Here is a 15,731-nt window from a genome sequence, read left to right on the forward strand (position 1 = left end):
TCGTGCGAGGTCCGAGGGGCAGGAGATGAGCGTGACGCCTGAGCTACAGCATCCAACGAGCCTGGAAGACGCCTGCGTCGAGAAGGGCATGCGCATGACCGAGCAGCGCCGCATCATCGCGCGCGTGCTCGATGCCGCCACCGACCATCCCGATGTCGAGGAAGTCTACCGTCGGGCCTCGGCCATCGATCCGCGCATCTCGATCTCGACCGTCTACCGGACGGTGAAGCTGTTCGAGGATGCCGGCATGATCGAGCGGCACGATTTCCGCGATGGCCGCAGCCGCTACGAGGCGGTCTCCGAAGAACATCATGATCACCTGATCGACCTGCGCAGCGGCGACGTCATCGAATTCCGCAGCGAGGAAATCGAGGCGCTGCAGGATCTGATCGCCCGCCGGCTCGGCTACCGCCTGGTCGATCATCGCCTGGAGCTCTATGCCGTGCCGATCGACGACAAGACCCCGAAGGGTCGCTCCTGATGGGGAAGCTCCGGCTCGCCCTCGTCCTGGTGAGCCTGCTGCTGACCACACTGATCCTGCTGCCGCTGCAGCTGTTCGCCATGCGCTTCCGTCCGGCGCTCGCCGCCCGGGTGCCGATGTGGTGGCAGCGCGTCGCCGCCCGGTGCCTGGGCCTCAGGGTTCGCATCGAGGGCGAGCCTGCGACCGACCGGCCGCTGCTGATCGTCTCCAACCACACTTCCTGGGTCGATATCGTCACGCTGGGCAGCCTGCTGCCGGTCTCCTTCATCGCCAAGAGCGAGGTTGGCGGCTGGCCGGTGGTGAAGTGGCTGGCCCGCCTGCAGCGCAGCGTCTTCATCGATCGCACCCGCCGCACGGCCACCGCCGCCTCCAACAGCGCCATCGCGGCCCGGCTGGCGAGCGGCGAGGCGCTGGTGCTGTTCGCGGAAGGCACGACCGGCGACGGCATCACCGTGCTGCCGTTCCGCAGCGCCCTGGTGGGCGCGGCGCGCGAGGCGAGCGGCGCCGATCAGCCGATCACCATCCAGCCCGTCGCCATCGTCTATGTCGGCTTCCAGGGCCTGCCGATCGATCGCTCGCGCATGGCCGAGATCGCCTGGCACGGCCATATGGACCTGGCGCCGCATCTGGTGTCGCTGCTCGAGATCGGCGCGGTCGACGCGGTGGTTGCCTTCGGCACGCCGATCCGGTTCGGGCCCGATGCCGACCGCAAGCAGGTGACGGCCGCGGCCGAGGCGGAAGTGCGCGCCATGGTGCGTTCGATCCGCTCGCGCGGTCTCAAGAACATCACGGTCATGGCAGCGTCACCGGACGCGCCTATTCTCAGCGAGACAGAAAGCGGATAGGAAGGGACAGGCGACGGCGGGTGATCCGCCGGAAGCGATCGTGCCAAGCCGAACCGTGGCGGTAGATAACCGGATCAATGACCGGAACCCAAGAAAAGAAGCGCGTCTTCATCAAGACCTATGGTTGCCAGATGAACGTCTACGATTCCGATCGTATGGCGGATGCTCTGGCAAGCGATGGCTACGAAGCGACCGACCGGGTCGATAACGCCGACCTCATCCTGCTCAACACCTGCCATATCCGCGAAAAGGCGGCCGAGAAGGTGTATTCCGAGCTCGGGCGCCTGCGCGTGATGAAGGAGGAGGCGGCCCTCAACGGCCGTCAGCTCACCGTCGGCGTGACCGGCTGCGTCGCGCAGGCCGAGGGCGCCGAGATCGCAAGGCGCGCGCCGGTGGTCGATCTCGTGGTCGGGCCGCAATCCTATCAGCACCTGCCGCAGCTGCTGCGCGATGTCGCCGGCGGCAAGCGGGCGGTCGAGACGGAATTCGCGCTCGCCGAGAAATTCGAGCGCCTGCCCGCGGCGACCAAGGAGCGGACCCGCGCCCGCGGCGTCACGGCCTTCCTCACCATTCAGGAAGGCTGCGACAAGTTCTGCACCTTCTGCGTCGTGCCTTATACGCGAGGCGCGGAGGTTTCCCGTCCGGTCGACATGATCGTCGCCGAAGCGACGCGGCTGGCCGATGCCGGCGTGCGCGAGGTGACGCTGCTCGGCCAGAACGTCAATGCCTGGCATGGCGTCGGCACAGACGGCCGCGAATGGGGCCTGGGCCAGCTGCTCTATCGCCTGGCCGAGATCCCCGGCCTCGACAGGCTTCGCTATACCACCAGCCATCCGCGCGACATGGATGATGCGCTCATCGAGGCGCATCGCGATCTGCCGGCGCTGATGCCCTATCTGCATCTGCCGGTGCAGGCGGGATCCGACCGGATCCTCGCGGCGATGAATCGCAAGCACAAGGCGGACGACTATCTCCGCCTGGTCGACCGCATCCGCGCCACGCGCTCCGATATCGCGCTGTCCTCCGATTTCATCGTCGGTTTTCCCGGCGAGACGGACGAGGATTTCGAGGCGACGATGCGGCTGGTCGAGACCGTCGGCTATGCCGCCGCCTATTCCTTCAAATACAGCCCGCGTCCCGGCACGCCGGCCGCCAACCATGCCGGCCATGTCGACGACCGGCGCATGTCCGAGCGGCTCTCGCGCCTCCAGGCACTTATTCTCGACCAGCAGACACAATTCAACCGCTCGCGCGTTGGGACGGTCATGGACGTGCTGTTCGAGAAGTCGGGCCGCATGCCTGGCCAGCTGATGGGGCGTTCGCCCTATCTGCAGGCCGTCCTGGTCGACGCCGACACCAGCCGCATCGGAACGATTGGCCGGGTCGTCATCGACAGTCTTGGTTCGAATTCCCTGTTTGGCACCCTGGTCGAGCCGGATGTCCGGTCGGCCGCGACACAAAGCACCGTGGAGGTCATTACGTGAATGCACGCTCCCATACGCCATCCGGTTTGCCGGGTGGCCGCGCCGCCGACATGTCGCATGCGTCCGACATCACCCATGTCGTGATCGCCTTTGACGATAACCGGCTGGCGAGCGAGCTCCTTGGCCAGTTCGACCAGAACCTCGCCATCCTCGAGCAGAAGCTCGGCGTCGAGGCGGTCGCGCGTGGCAACCAGGTGACGGTGCGTGGCCGTCCGGAAGCCTGCGCGCAGGCGCGGCTTGCGCTCGACCTGCTCTATGTCCGCCTGCAGCAGGGCCACGAGGTCGGCCCCGCCGATGTCGAGGGCGCCATCCGCATGGCGATCGCCGATGACGAGCAGTTGAGCCTGCCGAGCCTGGAGCCGAAGGGCCGGCTGGCCATGGCGCAGATCTCGACCCGCCGCCGCACCGTCATGGCCCGCAACCCGGCCCAGGACGCCTATATCCGCGCTATGGACCGGGCCGAGCTGGTGTTCGGCATGGGGCCGGCCGGTACCGGCAAGACCTATCTCGCGGTCGCCTATGCCGCCGCGCTGATCGAGCGCGGCGACGTCTCGCGGCTGATCCTGTCGCGTCCGGCGGTGGAGGCCGGCGAACGGCTCGGCTTCCTGCCCGGCGACATGAAGGAGAAGGTCGATCCCTATCTCCGCCCGCTCTATGACGCGCTCTATGACATGATGCCGCCCGACAAGGTCGAGCGCGGCCTCACCTCCGGCATGATCGAGGTCGCCCCGCTCGCCTTCATGCGCGGGCGGACTTTGGCGAACGCCGTCGTCATCCTGGACGAGGCGCAGAACACCACCTCGATGCAGATGAAGATGTTCCTGACCCGTCTCGGCGAAGGCTCGCGCATGATCGTCACCGGCGATCCGACCCAGGTCGATCTGCCGCCGGGGCAGATTTCCGGCCTGGCGGAGGCGAGCGAATTGCTGCGCGACGTGCCGGGCATCGTCCAGATCAAGTTCACCGATGTCGACGTCGTGCGCCATCCGCTGGTCGGCCGCATCGTTCGCGCCTATGACAAGGCGCCGCCGCGTCCGGTCCAGCCGCCGGCGCGCGGTCCCCGGTCGGGAGGCCAGGCATGAGCGTCGATACCGTGCCGATCGCGATCGACCTGCTGGTCGAGGCTGGCGACTGGCCCGAGGAGGACCAACTGGCCCGCCTTGTCGCGCAGGCGGTCGAGGCGAGCTTCGCCGTCGGCCATCTGCCGGCGGTCAAGGGATCGGAGCTCTCGGTCGTCTTCACCGATGACGAGCATGTCCGCCAGCTCAATGCGGACTACCGCGACAAGGACAAGGCGACCAACGTCCTGTCCTTCCCGGGCAGCCCGCCGGACTCCGAACGCTTCGGCCCGCTGCTGGGCGATATCGTGGTTGCACGTGAAACAGTCGTCGCCGAAGCGGCCGAGCAAGGGCTGGCATTCGAAGACCATCTGACCCATCTGGTGGTGCACGGGTTGCTTCACCTCTTCGGGCATGATCATCTGGAGGATGACGAAGCGGAACGCATGGAATCTCTGGAGACGGAGATCCTCGCCCGACTCGGCATCGCCGATCCCTACGCCGAACCTCTGCTGTGATGGCGGCGACCGATAGAACACTGACAAACGACGGACGATGAGTGATACCGAGACGCCCGGTTCGAGCGCTGAATCGAACCCTGAACCCCCGAGTAGTCAGACCGCCGCGCCTGACACTCGCGAGGTCGAACGCGCCCCCGAAAGCTGGCTGGATCGCATCCGCCAGGCAGTGGGGCTGAAGGCGCCCGGCTCGCTGCGCGACGATATCGAAGATGCGCTCGATGCCGGCGAGGCGGACAATACCTTCTCCCCCGAAGAGCGCCGGATGCTGCGCAATATCCTGCATCTGCGCGAGGTGCGAGTCGACGACGTCATGATCCCGCGCGCCGACATCCTGGCGCTCGATGTCGACCAGACGATCGGCGAGGCGGTCGCGGCCTTCCGCGATTCCGGCCATTCGCGCATGCCGGTCTATCGCGAAACCCTCGATGACCCGATCGGCATGGTCCATATCAAGGACCTGATGGACTACATGATGTCCACGGCCTCGACCGAGGGCGGGCTCGATCTTTCGCTCATCGATCTCAATGTCGGCCTGGAGCAGACCACGGTCGTGCGCGAGGTCCTGTTCGTGCCGCCCTCCATGCCGGCCGCGACCCTGCTCTCCACCATGCAGGCGAAGCGCGTCCAGATGGCCGTCGTCATCGACGAATATGGCGGGACCGACGGCCTGGTCTCGCTGGAGGACGTGGTCGAGATCGTCTTCGGCGACATCGAGGACGAGCATGACGACGAAGCGCCGATGATCACGCGCGAGGCGGACGGTTCCTACCTTGCCGATGCCCGCGCCGATCTCGACGACCTCGAGGCGACCATGGGCACGCGCCTGGATCTCGGTTCCGAGCATGACGACGTCGATACGCTGGGCGGCGTAGTCTTCACGCTTCTCGGCCGCATTCCCGCGCCCGGCGAGCATATCGACGTGCCCGGCGGCCTGCAGTTCGAGATCCTCGAATCCGATCCGCGCCGGGTGAAGCGCCTGCGCATACGCAGGCCGGACGCCGCGGCGGCTTGACCGCGGGACCCCGGTCCCGCATCCCTCGACGCCGCGTCTTCGCGCCGTCCATTCGCGGTCCGGGAGATCATGGCCATTCGCTCGAACAGTCTGGCGGCCCCCGGCCGGCCTCGCATTGGCTTGCTGGCCCGAGGATGGCGGCGGATTGCCGCCGCCATCCTCGCCGGCGCCGCCTCGGCGCTGGCGCTGCCGCCCCTCGGCTGGTTTCCGGTCCTCTGGATCACGCTTCCCGTCTTCGTCCTGCTGCTGGATGACGCGCCGGCCCGGGCCGACGCGGCTCCGCTGGCGCGCTTCCGGGCCGGCTTCGCCGTCGGCTGGAGCTTCGGCTTCGGCTATTTCGTCGGCGGGCTCTGGTGGATCGGCGCCGCTTTCCTGGTCGATGCGGCGGCCTTCGCCTGGTTGATGCCGGCGGCGGTGCTGGCGCTGCCGGCCGGCCTCGCCCTGTTCTGGGGGCTGGGCGCCGGCCTGGCGCGGCTGTTCTGGGCGCCAGACTGGTCGCGGCTGGTGGTGCTGGCGATGGCGCTCAGCCTGACGGAATGGCTGCGCGGCCATATCCTCACCGGCTTTCCCTGGAACGCGTTCGGCTACGCCATGATGCCGAGCCCGGTGCTGATGCAGATCGCGTCGTGGATCGGCATCTGGGGCGTCACCTTCTTCGCCTTCCTGATCGCCGCGGCGCCGGTTCTGTGGTTCAGCCGCGATCCGGCGTACCGTTTTGCCGATCGGTGCGCCTTTTTCGCGCTCGCGGCGCTGTTCCTGGCCATTGTCGGCTTCGGCGCGGCGCGGCTTTCGACCGCCGATGACGCCACTGTCCCCAACATTCGCCTGCGCCTGGTACAACCGAGGATCGCACAGGACGAGAAATGGGCGTCGGGCCGGGACGATGAAATTCTCGGTCGCTATCTGAGCCTCAGTGCAACCGGAATGGAGGACGGCAAGCCCGCGCCGTTCACCCATCTGATCTGGCCCGAGACCGCCTTTCCGTTCCTGCTGGACCAGAATCCGAACGCGCTCGCCGCGATCGGCGCGCTACTGCCCGAGGGCTCGACCCTGATCACCGGGGCGGCGAGGGCCGAGGCGGTTGTGGGCGAGGAGGTCGAGGCCCGCGTCTTCAACAGCCTCCAGGTCATCGACTCCGACGGGTTTATACGACAATCTTACGATAAGGTGCACTTAGTTCCGTTTGGCGAGTACCTTCCCCTGGAAGCGATTTTTCGTCGACTCGGAATCAGTCAAATGATCGCTTTACCGGGTGGATTTGCTGCCGGTGATCGCCGTTTGACGCTCGACCTGCCCGATGCGCCATCCTTCAGTCCGCTCATCTGTTACGAGATAATCTTCCCTGGCAGCGTCGTTGACGCCGAAAATCGACCCGGATGGATCGTGAATCTAACCAATGATGGCTGGTTTGGCGACACTCCGGGCCCTTGGCAGCATCTCCAGCAATCCGTCGTCCGGGCGGTCGAGGAAGGTCTCCCGGTCGTCCGGGCCGCGAACTCCGGCGTCTCGGCAATTATCGATCCCTATGGTCGGGTTCGGGCACAACGCGGCGTTGAAATGGTCGCTGTTCTCGACGGTGCGCTTCCTGTCGCACTAAGGCCGACAATCTATTCCAAGTATCGCGACAGTCTTTATTTCGCCTTGATGATACTCGCTCTCGTTGTCGTCTCTACTCGTGGTTTCACCCGGACTAAACAACGCAATTGACAGGCAGATTGCGCGGCTGCATTTTGCGCGCGGGCGGGGCTTATTGGATCGGCGGTCCATTTGCCGATCGTCGAGTGCAGGTGCGCGGACTAGTCGGGGCCAAACGGCCCTTACGGAATATTCCGGACAGTGCAGCATGGGTCTTAGGAGAGAAAGCCCTTGATGGCTAACAAGAAGCAGCCCAATCCGGTCGATACGCATGTGGGTGGGCGCGTCCGGCTTCGCCGTATGATGCAGGGCATGAGTCAGGAAAAGCTGGGCGAGAGCCTCGGCATCACGTTCCAGCAGATTCAGAAGTATGAGAAGGGCACCAACCGCATCGGCGCCAGCCGTCTTCAGCACATCGCACAGGTGCTGGAAGTCCCGGTCTCGTTCTTTTTCGAGGATGCCCCCGGTTCCTCGACCGAGGTCGGCTTCGCTGAATCCCGCCCCGCCGCCTTCGTCACCGACTTCCTGACCAGCACGGAAGGTCTGCAGTTGAACAAGGCGTTCGTGCGGATCAAGGACACCAAGGTGCGTCGTCGGATCGTCGAACTCGTGCGTGCCGTGGCGGGTGAAGAAACCGAGGATTGATTGCTTTGCCGGCTCTGGCCGCGCGAGAGCTGGAAGACTGAGTTCCTGCTTGCGCCGGACCGGTCCGCGTCAGAACTTTGTTCTCCGTTCCCGCTGATCCGCGCCAACCAGCCCTTTGCAGCTTGACCCACTGGCGGTACTGGCTAAAAAAGCTCCTTGGTATTGCCGAAGCACCTGCTTCGGCCATTTTTCTGCACGGGGTCCGTTGCGGTGTCGAGAACGTCATATCTGTTCACGAGTGAGTCTGTTTCCGAAGGACATCCTGATAAGGTCTGTGACCGTATCTCCGACGAAATCGTCGATGCCTTCTTCCGCATCGGGCCGGAGCAGGGCTGGGATCCGAGCCATCTTCGGGTAGCTTGCGAAACGCTTGCCACCACCAATCGGGTGGTGATTGCCGGCGAGACCCGCGGGCCTGCGACGATCACCCGTGACCTCGTTTCCCATGTCGCCCGTCTGGCGATCAAGGATATCGGCTACGAGCAGGACGGCTTCCATTGGGAAACCGCCGCTGTCGACGTGCATCTCCATGCCCAGTCGGTCGATATCGCCCAGGGCGTGGATTCGGCCGGCAACAAGGATGAAGGCGCCGGCGACCAGGGCATCATGTTCGGTTACGCCTGCTCGGAAACGCCGGAACTGATGCCGGCGCCGATCTTCTACGCGCACCGCATCCTGAAGCGCCTGTCCGACGCCCGCCGTTCGGGCGAGACGCACGCGCTCGGCCCCGACGCCAAGAGCCAGGTCACCGTCCGCTACGACAATGGCAAGCCGGTCGAAGTCACGCAGATCGTACTCTCGACCCAGCATCTCGACGAGCACCTCTCGTCGCATGACGTCCGCGCCATCGTCGAGCCGTATATCCGCGAAGCGCTCCCCGAGGGCTGGATCGGCGCCAACACCATCTGGCACGTCAATCCGACCGGCAAGTTCGTCATTGGCGGCCCGGATGGCGACGCTGGCCTGACCGGACGCAAGATCATCGTCGACACCTATGGCGGCGCGGCCCCGCATGGCGGCGGCGCGTTCTCCGGCAAGGATCCGACCAAGGTCGACCGCTCGGCCGCCTATGCGGCGCGCTATCTCGCCAAGAACGTCGTTGCCTCGGGCGCTGCGGAACGCTGCACCATCCAGCTCTCCTACGCCATTGGCGTGTCGCAGCCGCTGTCGATCTATGTCGATCTGCACGGCACCGGCAAGGTCGAGGAAGCGCGCGTCGAGAAGGTCCTGGCCGAGGTCATGGACCTGTCGCCGCGCGGCATTCGCGAGCATCTCCAGCTGAACCGGCCGATCTATGCCCGCACCTCGGCCTACGGCCATTTCGGCCGCGCGCCGGAAGCGGATGGCGGCTTCTCCTGGGAGCGGACCGACCTCGTGGATGCGATCCGTAAATCGCTGTGACCACGCCGGACCACGCGCTGCGGCGCGATTCCTTCTACGGCCGGCGCAAGGGACACAATCTCCGCGCCGGTCAGGCTGAAACCCTCGCCGACGTCCTGGCGCGGCTGAGCGTCGACGTATCGGCGCCTGCCCCCGCCTCGCTCCCCTCCCTGTTCGAAGCGCCGGTCGGCGACGTCGTGCTCGAGATCGGCTTCGGCGGCGGCGAGCATCTGGTGCATCGCGCGACCACCGAGCCGACCATCGGTCGCATCGGCGTCGAGCCCTTCGTCAACGGCATGGCCAAGGCGGCGTCCGCCATCCATGCCGGCGAGCTGGCCAATGTCCGCCTGTTCGACCGCGACGCGGCCGAACTGCTCGACTGGCTGCCGCCGGCGAGCCTGGCGGCGATCGACTTGCTCTATCCCGACCCCTGGCCGAAATTCCGTCACTGGAAGCGCCGCTTCGTGTCGGAAAAGAACCTGACGCGCTTCGCCCGCGTGCTGCGGCCGGGTGGCCTGTTCCGTTTCGCCTCCGACATCGAATCCTATGTCGAGTGGACGCTTCTGCATGTGCGCGATCACGCGGAATTCACCTGGACGGCGCGCGATGCCGACGACTGGCGCACGCCATGGGATGGCTGGCCCGGCACGCGCTACGAACAGAAGGCGTTCCGTGAGGGCCGCCAGGGCAGCTATCTGACCTTCCAGCGCCGCTGAGCGGCGTCCGGGCGCGCTGTTGCGCTCGCCTTTGGCTTCGAAACGATCCATCGACCGGGCCGTTCGAGCCAGTTTTGCTTGCATTCAAGCGCCTGTGGGCCTATACGCCTGTCATTCATCTCAAACGATCGGTTCGTAAGAGAGAGTGGACCCCCGGGCCCGCTCGGACCGAACGCACCTTGCGAGATCTTGAACGGAGCATGCCTTTGGCGGACGTCGCCCTGGAAAACGAAGCACGCATTGTCACCGAGACGGGCCTCGACGCCCGCGTCGCGGGGATTGTCGAACCCATCATCGAGGGGCTCGGCTATCGTCTGGTGCGCGTCAAGATTTCCAGCCGCAACGGCCAGACGCTGCAGATCATGGCCGAACGTCCGGACGGTTCGATGACGGTGGAAGATTGCGGCATCATCAGCCGCAACATCTCGCCCGCCCTCGACGTCGAGGATCCGGTCACGAGCGCCTACCATCTCGAGGTCTCCTCGCCCGGCATCGACCGGCCGCTGGTCCGCCGCACGGATTTCGTGCGCTGGGCAGGCCATGAAGCCAAGATCGAGCTCAGCGTCCCGGTCGAGGGGCGCAAGCGTTATCGCGGCATCCTGATCGGTCTCGACGGCGAGACGACCGGCGTCAAGCTCGAGGATGCGCCGGAAGGCGCGCCGGACCGGGTCTGGCTGCCGCTCGACACGATTGCCGATGCCAGGCTGATCATGACCGACGCCCTGGTCGCCGAGACGCTGCGCGAAGCCAAGCGCCAGCAGCCCGCCGACATCGACATCGACGACAATGATTTAACAGACGAGACCAGCGACGCTTGATCGCGACGCCGTCATCAGGTTCAGGTTAACGGAGACAGGACGATGGCAGTCAGCGCCAACCGCCTCGAACTTCTGCAGATCGCCGACGCGGTCGCCCGCGAGAAGGTGATCGACCGGCAGATCGTGATCGCCGCCATGGAGGATGCGATCCAGAAGGCGGCTCGCTCGCGTTACGGTTCGGAAACCGACGTGCGCGCCGAGATCAACCCCAAGACGGGCGAGATCCGGCTGCAGCGCCTGCTTCAGGTCGTCGAACAGGTCGATAATCCGGCGATCGAGATTTCGCTCGATCTCGCGACCGACCAGAATCCGGCAGCCCGCGTCGGCGATTACATCGCCGAAGCGCTGCCGCCGATGGACTTCGGCCGCATCGCGGCTCAGTCGGCCAAGCAGGTCATCGTGCAGAAGGTCCGCGAGGCCGAGCGCGATCGCCAGTTCGACGAGTTCAAGGACCGCATCGGCGAGATCATCAACGGCTCGGTCAAGCGCGTCGAATACGGCAATGTGATCGTCGATCTCGGCCGTGGCGAAGGCATTGTCCGTCGTGACGAGATGATTCCGCGCGAAGCCTTCCGCTATGGCGATCGTATCCGCGCCTATGTCTATGACGTGCGCCGCGAACAGCGCGGCCCGCAGATCTTCCTGTCGCGCACGCATCCGCAGTTCATGGCGAAGCTGTTCGCCCAGGAAGTGCCGGAAATCTATGACGGCATCATCGAGGTGAAGTCGGTTGCCCGCGATCCGGGTTCGCGCGCCAAGATGGCCGTGATCTCGCGTGACAGCTCGATCGATCCGGTCGGCGCCTGCGTCGGCATGCGCGGCAGCCGCGTCCAGGCCGTCGTCAACGAGCTCCAGGGCGAGAAGATCGACATCATTCCGTGGTCGCAGGACGCGGCTACCTTCATCGTCAACGCGCTGCAGCCGGCGGAAGTCGCCAAGGTCGTGCTCGACGAAGAAGCCTCGCGTATTGAAGTTGTGGTCCCGGATGACCAACTATCCCTCGCGATCGGTCGTCGCGGCCAGAATGTCCGCCTCGCCTCGCAGCTCACCGGTTGGGATATCGACATCCTGACCGAGCAGGAAGAATCCGAGCGCCGCCAGAAGGAATTCCAGGAGCGTTCGGCGCTGTTCAACACGGCGCTCGATGCCGATGAAGTCGTCGGCCAGCTTCTCGCTTCCGAAGGTTTTGCCTCACTCGAGGAAATCGCATTCGTCGAGCCGGATGAACTGGCGTCGATCGAAGGCTTCGACGAAGAGACCGCGGCGGAACTGCAGCAGCGCGCCCGCGACTATCTCGACAAGCTCGAAACCGAGCATGACGAGGAGCGCAAGAAGCTCGGCGTCGCCGACGAACTCAAGGAAATTCCGGGCCTCACGAGCTCCATGCTCGTTGCGCTCGGCAAGGACGGCGTCAAGACGGTCGAGGATTTTGCCGGCTACGTGCCGGACGATCTGGTCGGCTGGGCGGAGCGGAACGAAGGCGAGACCACCCGCCATGGCGGCGTGCTCGATGCCTTCAGCCTGTCCCGCAGCGACGCGGAGAACATGATCATGACCGCCCGCGTCAAGGCCGGCTGGATCACCGAGGACGAAGCCGCGGCGGAACTGGAAGCCAGCGTCGAGGGCGAAGAGGCCGAGGCCTGAGGCCGTTCGAAACGCGGAGAATCGATTTGCCGCGCAAGAGCGAGCCGACGACACGGAGTTGCATCGTCTCCAGGGAGACGATGCCGATCGAGAAACTGATCCGGTTCGTCATCGACCCGGAAGGAAAGGTAGTCCCGGATCTCCGGAACCGCTTGCCGGGCCGGGGCGTATGGGTAACCGCCCGCGCCGACATGGTGGCGCTGGCCGAGAAGAAGCGGCTTTTCGCCCGCGGCTTCAAGGAAGAGGTCACGGTCGAGCCAGGAATGGCCGGCCGCATTGAGAATTTGTTGGAGGACGCGGCCCTTTCGGCTCTGTCCTTCGCACGCAAGGCCGGTGAAATCGTCACCGGCTTCGCCAAGGTCGAGACGGCGATTGCCCGTGATGGGGTTGCCGGCATCGTGCAGGCGAAAGAGGCGGCCGAGGACGGCCGCGCGAAGATCGAGGCGGCTTTGAAACGTCGCTTTGGAAGGGCTGGCGCAGTTCCAACCATCCGTATGTTCCGTTCGGAGCAATTGGATTTGGCATTGGGCCGGTCAAATGTGATACATGCTGCTCTGCTCGTGGGCCGGGCGAGTGAAAATGTGATAGAGCGTGTCGCCGCGCTCGCCTGTTTTCTGGGTGAAGACGGGCTCGTTGCTATTGGCGATGACGTTGGCGCGATCGACGCGCCGCAAGTGCGTGAACCGAACGTGTCGGCAATGGCCGAAGACCCCGCAGGACAGAAGACCGAATGAACGATACGAACAATAGCGGCGACAAGGATCTTGGCGGCGCGAAGAAGACACTGAGCCTCAAGGGCCGCGATCCGGAGCGCGGTACTGTGCGCCAGAGCTTTTCGCATGGCCGGACCAATACCGTTGTCGTCGAGAAGAAGAAGCGGGTGCTGATGCATGGCAAGGGCGAGCCGACCGCGGCAGCGCCGGTTGCCCCGCGTCCGTCGCCGGCTCCTTCCCCGACTTCCTCGGTGAAGCCGATCCAGTCCTCCGCGCCGTCGCGGCAGGGCCCGGCAGCACCGGTGCAGTCGCCTCGTCCGCAGGGCGGACGGTCCGGCATGGTGTTGCGCCAGCTGTCGACCGACGAGCTTGGCGCCCGCGCCAAGGCGCTGGCCGATGCCGTCGTTCGCGACGCCGAGGAGCGCCGCCAGGCCGAGATCGACGCGATCCGTCGCGCCGAGGAAGAAGTGCGTCTCGCCAAGGAGCGGGAAGAGGCAGCCAAGCGCCAAGCCGAGGAAGATGCTCGCCGCGCCGCCGAGGCTGTCATCCGCGAAAAGACCGAGGATACGGCACGCCGTCGTCTGAACGAGACCGCCCCGGCACCGGCCGCCCGCAAGCCTGCGGCCGACCAGCAGCCGGCGGGCCGTCCCGCCGCGCCGACGCAGCGCGACCCGAACGCCACCGAAAAGCCCGTGCAGCGCACCTCGGCTCCCGGTGCCCGTCCGGCCGGCCGTGGCGCCGACGAGGAGGACCGCTCCGGCGGTCTGCGTCCGTCGACCGCCAAGCGTCCGAAGGCCGTCGATCCCAAGCCCGTCAAGAAGGAAGAAGGCAACCCGCGCGGTCGCCTGACGCTTTCCAACGCGCTGAACGATTCCGAGCGTGAGCGTTCGCTGGCTTCGGTTCGCCGTCGCCGCGAGCGGGAACGCAATCGTCACATGTCGCAGGGCCCGCGTGAGAAGGTTTCTCGCGAAGTCATCCTGCCGGAGACGATCTCGATCGGCGATCTCGCCAATCGTATGGCCGAACGCGCCGTCGACGTGATCAAGTTCCTGATGAAGCAGGGCCAGTTGCTCAAGGCCACCGACGTGATCGACGCCGACATGGCGCAGATCATCGCCGAGGACATGGGCCACACGGTTCGCCGCGTCGCCGATTCTGACGTCGAGGAAGGCCTGTTCGCGACCAGCGACGAGCAGGGTGAGCTCATCACCCGCGCTCCCGTCGTCACGATCATGGGCCATGTCGACCACGGCAAGACGTCGCTGCTTGATGCGATCCGCAAGACCAATGTGCAGACGGGCGAGGCCGGTGGCATCACCCAGCATATCGGCGCGTACCAGGTCGAACAGAACGGTCACAAGATCACCTTCATCGACACGCCCGGCCACGCCGCCTTCACGGCGATGCGGTCCCGCGGCGCCAAGTCGACGGATATCGTGATCCTGGTCGTGGCCGCCGATGATGGCGTGATGCCGCAGACGATCGAGGCGATCAACCATGCCCGCGCCGCCAAGGTGCCGGTCATCGTGGCGATCAACAAGATCGACAAGCCCTCGGCCGACCCGACCCGGGTTCGCACCGAGCTGCTGCAGCACGAGATCTTCGTGGAATCGATGGGCGGCGAGACGCTGGACGTCGAGGTTTCGGCCAAGACGGGCGAGAATCTCGACAAGCTGCTCGAGACCATCCTGCTGCAGTCCGAAGTGCTCGACCTCAAGGCCGACCCCAATCGTTCGGCCGAAGGCACCGTCATCGAGGCCAAGCTCGACAAGGGCCGCGGCCCCGTCGCGACCGTCCTCGTCCAGCGCGGTACGCTGCGTCCGGGCGACATCGTCGTCGCCGGTTCGGAATGGGGCCGCGTCCGCGCGCTTCTGAACGATCGCGGCACCGCGATGACCGAGGCAGAGCCGTCGACGCCGGTCGAGGTCCTAGGCTTCCAGGGCGCGCCGGCCGCCGGCGACCGCTTCGCCGTCGTCGAGACGGAAGCGCGTGCCCGTGAAATCGCGGATTACCGTGCCCGTCAGAAGCGTGAGAAGGCAGTGGCCCGTCAGACGACGGCTCGCGGCTCGCTCGCCGAGATGATGAACCAGCGTCAGAGCGCCGGCCTCAAGGAATTCCCGCTCGTCATCAAGGGTGACGTGCAGGGCTCCGTCGAGGCGATCGCCGGCGCGCTGGAAGCGCTCGGCACGGATGAAGTGCAGGCTCGCATCATCCTGTCCGGCGTCGGTGGCGTCACCGAGTCCGATGTCACGCTGGCCGCGACGTCGAATGCGGCGATCATCGGTTTCAACGTCCGCGCCAACAAGCAGGCGCGCGATGTGGCCGACCGCGAAGGCATCGAGATCCGCTACTACAACATCATCTACGACCTCGTGGATGACGTGAAGGCAGCGATGTCCGGCCTGCTCACGCCCGAGCGGCGCGAGACGATGCTGGGCAATGCCGAGATCCTGGAAGTGTTCAACATCTCCAAGGTCGGCAAGGTCGCGGGTTGCCGCGTCACCGATGGTACGGTCGAGCGCGGCGCCAATGTCCGCCTCATCCGCGACAACGTCGTCGTTCACGACGGCAAGCTGTCGACGCTCAAGCGCTTCAAGGACGAAGTCAAGGAAGTGCCGGCGGGCCAGGAATGCGGTATGGCCTTCGAGAAGTACGAAGACATGCGCGCTGGCGATATCATCGAGTGCTATCGCGTCGAAGAGATCAAGCGCTCGCTCTAAGGAGCGGTCGTCTGGGTAGTGAAGTGCGGGATGAACGCGCCCCTTGCGGGCACGTTCAT

At 65.6% G+C, this 15,731-nt stretch carries 14 protein-coding genes; all 14 read left to right on the top strand.

Annotated features, from left to right (window positions below; translation table 11 throughout):
* Positions 1-25 precede the first annotated feature (25 nt).
* The 14 genes from ACHMWQ_RS03430 (at position 26) to infB (ending at position 15,672) form a co-directional block, all read left to right on the top strand.
* Entirely contained in the window at positions 26-481 is a 456-nt protein-coding gene (locus ACHMWQ_RS03430) for a Fur family transcriptional regulator (protein WP_354553033.1), read from the top strand.
* A complete protein-coding gene (locus ACHMWQ_RS03435) occupies positions 481-1,326 on the top strand; it encodes a lysophospholipid acyltransferase family protein (protein WP_396306402.1) in 846 nt (281 codons plus the stop codon). The genes ACHMWQ_RS03430 and ACHMWQ_RS03435 overlap by 1 nt, the downstream gene beginning before the upstream one ends.
* Before the next feature lie 77 nt (positions 1,327-1,403).
* Positions 1,404-2,810 (top strand): tRNA (N6-isopentenyl adenosine(37)-C2)-methylthiotransferase MiaB, encoded by a 1,407-nt coding sequence (gene miaB, locus ACHMWQ_RS03440; protein WP_396306403.1) that lies wholly within the window; start codon positions 1,404-1,406, stop codon positions 2,808-2,810.
* A 50-nt stretch (positions 2,811-2,860) separates the two neighbouring features.
* Positions 2,861-3,892 (top strand): PhoH family protein, encoded by a 1,032-nt coding sequence (locus ACHMWQ_RS03445; RefSeq protein ID WP_354553597.1) that lies wholly within the window; start codon positions 2,861-2,863, stop codon positions 3,890-3,892.
* The gene (gene ybeY, locus ACHMWQ_RS03450; RefSeq protein WP_354553039.1) at positions 3,889-4,386 is read left to right on the top strand and encodes an rRNA maturation RNase YbeY; all 498 of its coding nucleotides are present in this window, start codon (positions 3,889-3,891) and stop codon (positions 4,384-4,386) included. The genes ACHMWQ_RS03445 and ybeY overlap by 4 nt, the downstream gene beginning before the upstream one ends.
* A gap of 37 nt (positions 4,387-4,423) precedes the next feature.
* Entirely contained in the window at positions 4,424-5,401 is a 978-nt protein-coding gene (locus ACHMWQ_RS03455) for a hemolysin family protein (protein ID WP_396306404.1), read from the top strand.
* A gap of 69 nt (positions 5,402-5,470) precedes the next feature.
* A complete protein-coding gene (gene lnt, locus ACHMWQ_RS03460) occupies positions 5,471-7,108 on the top strand; it encodes an apolipoprotein N-acyltransferase (protein WP_396306405.1) in 1,638 nt (545 codons plus the stop codon).
* 159 nt (positions 7,109-7,267) lie between these two features.
* Complete coding sequence (locus ACHMWQ_RS03465) at positions 7,268-7,681, top strand: helix-turn-helix transcriptional regulator (RefSeq protein ID WP_354553044.1); 414 nt, start codon at positions 7,268-7,270, stop codon at positions 7,679-7,681.
* A gap of 210 nt (positions 7,682-7,891) precedes the next feature.
* Positions 7,892-9,082: a methionine adenosyltransferase gene (metK, locus tag ACHMWQ_RS03470; protein ID WP_354553046.1), complete on the top strand. Its 1,191-nt coding sequence runs from the start codon at positions 7,892-7,894 to the stop codon at positions 9,080-9,082.
* Entirely contained in the window at positions 9,079-9,777 is a 699-nt protein-coding gene (gene trmB / locus ACHMWQ_RS03475; RefSeq protein ID WP_396306406.1) for a tRNA (guanosine(46)-N7)-methyltransferase TrmB, read from the top strand. Before metK ends, trmB begins: the two co-directional genes overlap by 4 nt.
* A gap of 200 nt (positions 9,778-9,977) precedes the next feature.
* Complete coding sequence (rimP, locus tag ACHMWQ_RS03480) at positions 9,978-10,595, top strand: ribosome maturation factor RimP (RefSeq protein WP_354553049.1); 618 nt, start codon at positions 9,978-9,980, stop codon at positions 10,593-10,595.
* A gap of 42 nt (positions 10,596-10,637) precedes the next feature.
* Positions 10,638-12,239, top strand: coding sequence for a transcription termination factor NusA (nusA, locus tag ACHMWQ_RS03485; protein WP_396306407.1), 1,602 nt, complete (start codon positions 10,638-10,640; stop codon positions 12,237-12,239).
* 26 nt (positions 12,240-12,265) lie between these two features.
* Positions 12,266-12,973, top strand: a complete 708-nt coding sequence (locus ACHMWQ_RS03490) for an RNA-binding protein (protein WP_354553053.1) — start codon at positions 12,266-12,268, stop codon at positions 12,971-12,973.
* Positions 12,970-15,672 carry a translation initiation factor IF-2 gene (infB, locus tag ACHMWQ_RS03495; RefSeq protein WP_354553055.1) on the top strand — a complete coding sequence of 901 codons (2,703 nt, stop codon included), beginning with the start codon at positions 12,970-12,972 and terminating at the stop codon, positions 15,670-15,672. Before ACHMWQ_RS03490 ends, infB begins: the two co-directional genes overlap by 4 nt.
* The last annotated feature ends 59 nt before the right edge of the window (positions 15,673-15,731 follow it).

Origin of the sequence: Kaistia sp. UC242_56 (assembly GCF_044452255.1) — a bacterium.
Classification (GTDB): Bacteria; Pseudomonadota; Alphaproteobacteria; order Rhizobiales; family Kaistiaceae; genus Kaistia; species Kaistia defluvii_A.